The 887-nt window shown below is 75.6% G+C and carries 1 protein-coding gene; it reads right to left on the reverse strand.

Going from position 1 to position 887, the window contains the following annotated elements:
- Positions 1-170 precede the first annotated feature (170 nt).
- A partial coding sequence (locus tag ACFWJO_RS38865; protein WP_386872938.1) for a diaminopimelate decarboxylase family protein occupies positions 171-887 on the reverse strand: 717 nt, incomplete at its 5' end.

Consider the following 887-nt stretch of genomic DNA (forward strand, 5'->3'; position numbering starts at 1 on the left):
GTCCTCCGTGATCCAGGGTGGGGTCGGGCCCGCGCGACCGCGCGGCCCGGCTGGCCACGAATCTAGCGCGGCGCCCCGGCCCGTCCCACCGCGCGACACTCGGTGTCCGCAGAGCGGGACGGACCCACCCGGACCCGAGGCCGACGGCCGGGTGCGCCGCGCCCGCGTCCTCAGCGGGCGAGGCGCGGATCGGCCTCGCGGGCGAACAGGTCCTCCTGCGTCTCGCGACGGATGATCACCCGCGCCTGCCCGCCGGAGACCGCGACGACGGCCGGGCGGGCCAGCGCGTTGTAGTTCGAGGACATCACGTGCGTATACGCGCCCGTGGCCGGCACCGCCAGCAGGTCGCCGCGGCCCAGGTCGGCCCGCAGGTACACGTCGCGGACCAGGATGTCGCCGGACTCGCAGTGCTTGCCCACCACACGGGAGAGCACCGGCTCGGCCTCCGAGGTGCGGCGCGCGGAGACGGCGGTGTAGTCGGCGTCGTAGAGCACGGGACGCGGGTTGTCGGACATGCCGCCGTCCACGGCGACGTAGCGGCGGGCCGCGGTGCCGCCGTCGGGGGCGTCCACGTCCACGGTCTTGGTCACCCCGACCGTGTAGAGGGTCAGCCCCGCGGGGCCCGAGATGGCCCGCCCCGGCTCAAGGGAGACGCGCGGGCACGTCAGGCCGAGGCGCTCGACGGTCTTCTGGACGTCGTCGGCGAGGGCGTCGGCGATCTCCGCGGCCGGGCGCGGCTCGTCCACCGCCGTGTAGGCGATGCCGTGGCCGCCACCGAGGTCGAGCTCGGCCAGCTCCACCCCGTGCTCGGCCTTGACCTCGGCGAGGAACTCGAGCACGCGTCCGGCCGCCAGCCCGAAGCCCTCGGCCTCGAAGATCTGGGACCC

Origin of the sequence: Streptomyces sp. NPDC127092 (assembly GCF_042722475.1) — a bacterium.
Lineage (GTDB): Bacteria > Actinomycetota > Actinomycetes > Streptomycetales > Streptomycetaceae > Streptomyces.